The sequence below is a fragment of the Bradyrhizobium sp. genome, assembly GCF_030646015.1.
In the GTDB taxonomy this organism is placed as follows: domain Bacteria; phylum Pseudomonadota; class Alphaproteobacteria; order Rhizobiales; family Xanthobacteraceae; genus Bradyrhizobium.
The window spans coordinates 1-5,672 of the sequence record NZ_JAUSLT010000168.1 but is presented as its reverse complement, the minus strand read 5'-3'; the positions used below and the strand labels follow the sequence as shown (position 1 = coordinate 5,672).

The window sequence follows — 5,672 nt, the reverse complement described above, 5'->3', positions numbered from 1 at the left end:
GTCGGGCGTGTTGCCGAAGACAAAGATTTCCGCGCCGAGTTCGCGCAACACACTGGGCGTGGCCTTGTAGGACGCGCCGTTCGCGCAGTCCACCACGATTCTCATGCCGTCGAGCGTCAGGCCCTTCGGGAAGCTGGCCTTGGCGAACTCGATGTAGCGGCCCAGCGCGTCGTCAATGCGGACGGCCTTGCCGATTTCCGTGGCGGAGGGGCGGACGGTCTCGATGTTGCCGCTGAAGACGAGGCTTTCAATCTGTGCCTCGATGGGGTCGGGCAGCTTGAAGCCGTCCGCGCCGAAGAACTTGATGCCATTGTCATCGTAGGGATTGTGCGAGGCGGTGATGACGATGCCGGCATCGCAGCGCAGCGAGCGCGTGGCGTAGGCGACGCCCGGTGTGGGCAGCGGGCCGATGAACAGCACGTCCACGCCCATGCTCAGGATGCCGGAGCTGAGGGCGTTCTCGAGCATGTAGCCGGAGAGGCGCGTGTCCTTGCCGATCACGACGCGGTGGCGATGTTCGCCGCGCTGAAATACCAGGCCCGCGGCCTGCCCGACCTTGAGCGCCAGCTCCGGCGTGATCAGACCATTGGCACGGCCCCGAATCCCGTCCGTCCCGAAATATTTACGACTCATGGTACCCCCAGCATCGCCGCGACTTCTCCAACCACCCGGCGAGAAACCGCGAACGCCCGCCTACCATGGCGTGCAAGGGGGTTATAGTGCCTCCGGAGCTAAAATGGCTTCAAAAAATATGATGAATCATTACCGGCGGCCGAACAGCAATATTGGACCTAACGTATTGTTATTAAAGGAATTACGCCATGGCAGGAACCTGCCGGCAGGCCGATTTCTCGCTGCGCTCGACGTGTCAGTCGGCTTTGGAGGCCGGCGGCTGGGGTACATTGACCGAATCCGGGCCCGAAAACGTCTCCTCCAACCCCTCCTGCAACGCCTGGTCCGGCCGGCGCTTCCCGGCGGCTTCGACGTCCTTACGGCCGAAACATGGTCTGGTCCTGAATGCCCTCCTGACGGCCTTGCCGTGCAGCGATTTTGCCGAACCCCCAAGCGTGCTAGATGAGCAGTCAAGGCGACAATGCAAGAGGGGCCGGGAACGCTTATGAAACACATCACCACCATCGAGGATCTGCGCCAGGTCCATAAGCGCAAAGTGCCGAAGGCGTTTTTCGACTACGCCGATCGCGGTTCCTATTCCGAGGACACGCTGCGCGCCAATGTCGACGACCTGCAGGCCATCAAATTCCGCCAGCGCATCCTGGTCGACGTCTCGAAGCGCGATCTTTCGACCACCATCCTCGGCGAACCCGCCGCGATGCCGCTGATCCTGGCGCCGGTCGGGCTCACCGGCATGCAATACGGCGACGGTGAAATCCATGCCTGCCGCGCCGCGCAGGCCGCCGGGATTCCCTACACCTTGAGCACGATGTCGATCTGCTCGATCGAGGACGTCGCCGCCAATGTCGACAAGCCGTTCTGGTTCCAGCTCTACGTCATGAAGGACCGCGGCTTCATCAAGGCGCTGATCGAGCGCGCCATCGCGGCGAAATGCAGCGCGCTGGTGCTGACCGTCGACCTGCAGGTGATCGGGCAGCGCCATGCCGACATCAAGAACGGCATGACGGTGCCGCCGGAATGGTCGCTTTCAAAGCTGGTCGATTTCGCCAGCAAGCCGGCCTGGGTCGCCGGCGTGCTGCGCGGCAAGCGCCGCACCTTCGGCAACCTGGTCGGCCACCTCAAGGGCACCGACGATATCACCGCACTGGGCACCTGGATCGCGACCCAGTTCGACACGTCGCTGAACTGGAAGGACATCGAGTGGATCCGGTCGATCTGGCCCGGCAAGCTGATCCTGAAGGGCATTCTCGACGTCGAGGACGCCGAGGAAGCGGCGAAGACGGGCGCGGAGGCGCTGGTGGTGTCCAACCATGGCGGCCGCCAGCTCGACGGCGCGCCGTCTTCGATCGAGGTCCTGCCCGAGGTCGTTGACGCCGTCGGCTCGCAGATGGAAATCATGTTCGACGGCGGCATCCGCTCCGGCCAGGACGTGATGCGGGCGCTGGCGCTCGGCGCCAAATCCTGCATGATCGGCCGCGCCTACATCCACGGCCTCGGCGCCTATGGCGGCCCCGGCGTCGAGAAAGCGCTCGACATCCTGCGCAACGAACTCAGCGTCACCATGGGCCTGTGCGGCGTCAACACCATCGCGGAGATCGACGACCACGTGCTGGCGATTTGAATACTTCCCTTCTCCCCTTGTGGGAGAAGGTGGCGCGAAGCGCCGGATGAGGGGTCTCTATCCGCAGGCGCATTGCCCGTTGAACCAACCCCTCACCCGTCTCGAATGCGCGAAGCGCATTCGATCCACCCTCTCCCACAAGGGGAGAGGGGTCCGTCACATCGGCGCTCAGACTTTCCCGAGATCGGCCTCGACCAGCGCCCGAAGCTCGGCGGTGACCTGCGGCCGCTGGCCGAACCACAATTCGAAACCGCGCACCGCCTGGTGCAGCAGCATGCCGAGCCCGTCGGCGACCTGCAGGCCGCGCCCGCGCGCGGCGGCCAGCAACGGCGTTTCCAGCGGCACATAGACGAGATCGGCGACCACGGCGTGCGGCGGCAGCAGGGCGACATCGATCTGAAGCGCGGGCTGGCCATGCATGCCGAGCGACGTGGTATTCACCAGCAGGCCCGCGCGCGGCAGCACCTCGGCGATCGCCTCCCACGCGACGGGGTGCACATCGGCGCCGAACTGGTCGGCCAGCGCGCGCGCGCGATCGAGCGTGCGGTTGGCCAGATGCACGCGCTTGACGCCGCGCTCCAGCAATCCGAACACCACCGCGCGCGACGCGCCGCCGGCGCCCAGCACCAGCGCATCTTCGGCGCGGTCCCATCCGGGCGCGCAGGCGTCGAGGTTGTTGATGAAGCCCTCGATGTCGGTGTTGGTCGAGCGCAGTTCGCCGGCCTCGTACCACAGCGTATTGGCCGCGCCGACGGCGCGGGCGCGTTCGTCGGGCTTCGACAGCGCCAGCGCCTGCTCCTTGTGCGGCAGGGTGACGTTGGCGCCGACGAAGCCGCGAAGCGACAGCCGAAAGACAAAATCCTTGAACTCGTCGGGCGGCACCGCTTCGATGACGTAGCCGCCCGCGATGCCGAGGGTGCGCAGCCAGTAATGATGGATCAGCGGCGAGCGCGAATGCGCCGCCGGCCATCCGATCAGGCACGCGGCGGGGGGTTTTGTTGCGGCGGTCATCGTCGATTCCAGTGCGACGCCTCGGAGCGGGCGCCACTGCTGAGATCGGGCAAGCCGGCGGCGCTGTCAATGCCGGTGGTAGGGAGCAGGCTCAGCTTACCTCGCCCCGCTTGCGGGGCGAGGGAGCGCTGGCACCGCCGTTATTCACGCCGCCACGCTATGCGCGGCGATGATCTGGTCGGCGGCGCGGCCGGTGACTTCGGCCATGCGGTCGAACTGGCGGGTGAAGCTGCCGGCGCCGGCCGTCGCCGACCGCAGCTCGACGATCAGCTCGCCGATCTCGGCTTCCGGCATCATGGCGCGGACGCGGTCCCAGCCCGGCCAGCCCTCGCGGGTGTCGAAGCCAAGGATCTGGCCGCGCCGCCCCGACAGGATGGCGTTGATCTTCGCGGTGGCCTCGGTCGGACAGACGATCTCGACCACATGGATCGGCTCCAGCAGCACCGGCGAGCATTGCGGCAGCGCTTCGGAGACGCCGATCCGCGCCGCGGTGCGGAAGGCGAGATCGGAGGAGTCGACGCTGTGATAGGAGCCGTCCATCAGCGTCACCTGCACGTCGATCACGGGGAAGCCGAGCGGCCCTTTCAACAGTCCGTCGACCACGCCCTCTTCCACCGCGCCGATATAGTTTTTCGGCACGGCACCGCCGACCACCTTTTCGTGGAATTCGAAGCCGCCGCCGCGCGGCATCGGCTTGACCTCCAGCACCACGTCGCCGAACTGGCCATGGCCGCCGGACTGCTTCTTGTGCCGGCCGCGCTGGGTGATCGATTTGCGGATGGTTTCGAGATAACCGATCGAGGGCGGCTGCGATTTGACGTTGACCCCGAAACGATCCTTGAGCCGTTCCAGCGCCACCCGCAGATGCATCTCGCCCTGCCCCCACAGCACGATGTCGTGGGTGCGCGGGTTGTGGATCATGGTCAGCGAGGGATCCTCCTCGTTGAGCCGCAGCAGCGCCTGGCCGAGCTTGACGTCGTCCTTGCGGTCGGTGGCCGACAGCGACAGCGCCAGCACCGGCGGCGTCGGCTCGATGCCGAGCAGCGCCTTTGGCGCGGTCTTGCCGCTCGACACGGTGTCGCCGGTCTTGATGGTGTCGAGCTTGCCGAGCGCCACCGTGTCGCCGGCTTCGGCGGAGGGACGCTTGCTGTCGTGCAGGCCGCTGACCCCGAGAATGCCGGACACCCTGCCGTGCTCGCCCGATGACGATTGCAGCGTGGCGCCGTCGTCGAGGTGGCCGGCGAGCAGGCGCGTCAGCGACAGCTTGCCGCCGTGCTGCAGATGCAGGGTCTTGAACACATAGGCCAGCGCATCCTTTTGCGACGATGCGCCGAGCCGTTTGGCGGTGGCGGTCACGTCGGGCGCCTCATGCCGCAGCGCCTTCATCAGCCGCAACACGCCGTTCTCGCGGATCGCCGATCCCAGCAGCACCGGGCAGATCAGGCCTTCGCGCAATTCGCGGGCGAGATCGTCGAACACCGCGTCGCGCGGCGGCGCGATATCCTCGAGCAACTGCTCCATCAGCGCGTCGTCGTGATCGGCGAGCTTTTCCAGCATCGAGAAGCGGGCTTCCTTCTCGCGGTCGAGATCGCCGCCCTCCAGCGCCACCACTTCGGAGGCCTTGTGCTCGCGGTAGACGAAGGCGCGCTCCAGCGCGAGATCGACGAAGCCGGCGATCAGGTCGCCGTTCCAGATCGGAATCTGCCGCAGCACCAGCGGAATCCGCGACGCCGGCTGCAGGGTCGCGAGCGTCTCGCGGATGCGCTTGTTGGCGCGGTCGATCTTGTTGAGAAACAGGAAGCGCGGAATGCCGAGGTCCTCGAGCTCGCGCAGGATGATCTGCAGCTGCGGCAGCTTCTTCTCGTCCGCCTCGCAGACCACGACCGCGGCATCGACCGCGGGGATCGCGGCGCGCATGTCGTGCGCGAATTCCACCGAGCCGGGACAATCGATAAAGGTGTAGCTTTCGCCCATGAAACTGGTGGCGGCGGCGGTGAGGCCGGTTCCCATCTTGTGATGGCGGGCCTCGGGGCTGGCGTCCCCGACCGAGGTTCCCGCATCGACGCTGCCGGCGCGGGGAATGGCGCCGGTGCGCGCCAATATGGCTTCGAGAAGTGTGGTTTTACCGCTCTGGAAAGGGCCCACCAGCGCAATGCACCGGGGGCCTCGGGGACTTCTGACGTCTTGTCCCATTGCCGCCTCCTTGTTTGGAGCTCGGCCCATGATTGGGTCGGCACGCCAATGCTCCGCCTGTCCCGTGATTTTGGCAAGCGGGAAATATTGCTGCTGCGATGCATTGTGAGGTGCACAGGGACGGCGCGGACTCGTCGTCCCCGCGAAAGCGGGGACCCATACGCCGTGCCGTTGATCGTGTGGACGGTGTTGGTGGGCTTGTTGATCCATCGCG

Annotated in this window: 3 protein-coding genes and 1 pseudogene; 1 reads left to right on the top strand and 3 read right to left on the bottom strand. The window is 66.2% G+C overall.

Going from position 1 to position 5,672, the window contains the following annotated elements; translation table 11 throughout:
- Positions 1-633, bottom strand: a pseudogene (gene glmM, locus Q7T45_RS24790) (phosphoglucosamine mutase); the annotation flags it as partial.
- Positions 634-1,117: 484 nt separating this feature from the next.
- Here glmM and Q7T45_RS24785 point away from each other — a divergent pair.
- Positions 1,118-2,254, top strand: a complete 1,137-nt coding sequence (locus Q7T45_RS24785; protein WP_304874422.1) for an alpha-hydroxy acid oxidase — start codon at positions 1,118-1,120, stop codon at positions 2,252-2,254.
- A 168-nt stretch (positions 2,255-2,422) separates the two neighbouring features.
- On the opposite strand, the gene Q7T45_RS24780 is transcribed toward Q7T45_RS24785, so the two are convergent.
- Both Q7T45_RS24780 and Q7T45_RS24775 read right to left on the bottom strand, forming a co-directional pair.
- Positions 2,423-3,265, bottom strand: a complete 843-nt coding sequence (locus Q7T45_RS24780; RefSeq protein ID WP_304874421.1) for a shikimate dehydrogenase — start codon at positions 3,263-3,265, stop codon at positions 2,423-2,425.
- 144 nt (positions 3,266-3,409) lie between these two features.
- Positions 3,410-5,458 carry an elongation factor G gene (locus Q7T45_RS24775; RefSeq protein ID WP_304874419.1) on the bottom strand — a complete coding sequence of 683 codons (2,049 nt, stop codon included), beginning with the start codon at positions 5,456-5,458 and terminating at the stop codon, positions 3,410-3,412.
- Positions 5,459-5,672: the final 214 nt, after the last annotated feature.